Genomic DNA, 674 nt, shown 5'->3' on the forward strand with positions numbered 1-674 from the left:
TTGACTTCACTATTTACGTTGTTCTGTAATTCCTTATGAAAGGCATCAAAAGCATGAAAGGCTTCACTGGTTTCATCAGCAAGTAGATTTTGAAGATGCGTAATATGGTTTTGTGCAATCTCAGCAACATTGCCAGCCCATATACCCCAATAATCCGTGATTTTAAAACTATCCAGAAAAATCGCTTTGACAAAATCAAAAAATTCAGAACGGCGGAATAAGTCTCTTTGCTCGTTATACCCCGATTGAGATTTGCTTGCTGCTGTTCCAATAACATGTCCAGAACTTTCTGTTTTTGATTGTATCGTGACCTCATCAACTGTTGTGGTAAGTTCTTTTAATTCATTGTCACGCTTAATCTCTATAATCTCAATCGTATGACTGCTATCTTGCCCTAAAGACATCTGATTAATCGTCCGAGCAAGTCTCTCATCATGGGAATGTAAAGCATGCAAAACTTGCCAAACAACACGGTACCTCTTATTGTTTCGTAAAGCTTTTTTGGCTTCTAAGTGTGAAGGAATGATAATGGGTAAAATGATATAGCCCGTCTTTTTTCCCTTGGCACGACGCATCACACGCCCCACCGCCTGTATTACATCCACTTGGCTATTGCGCGGGTGTAAAAACATGATGGCATCAAGAGCAGGGACATCAATCCCTTCTGAAAGACA

Annotated in this window: 1 pseudogene; it reads right to left on the minus strand. The window is 40.1% G+C overall.

Annotated features, from left to right (window positions below):
- A pseudogene (locus PVV68_RS10570) lies at positions 1-674 on the minus strand (damage-inducible protein); the annotation flags it as partial.

Origin of the sequence: Bartonella sp. ML69XJBT, from assembly GCF_028618515.1 — a bacterium.
Taxonomy (GTDB): Bacteria; Pseudomonadota; Alphaproteobacteria; order Rhizobiales; family Rhizobiaceae; genus Bartonella.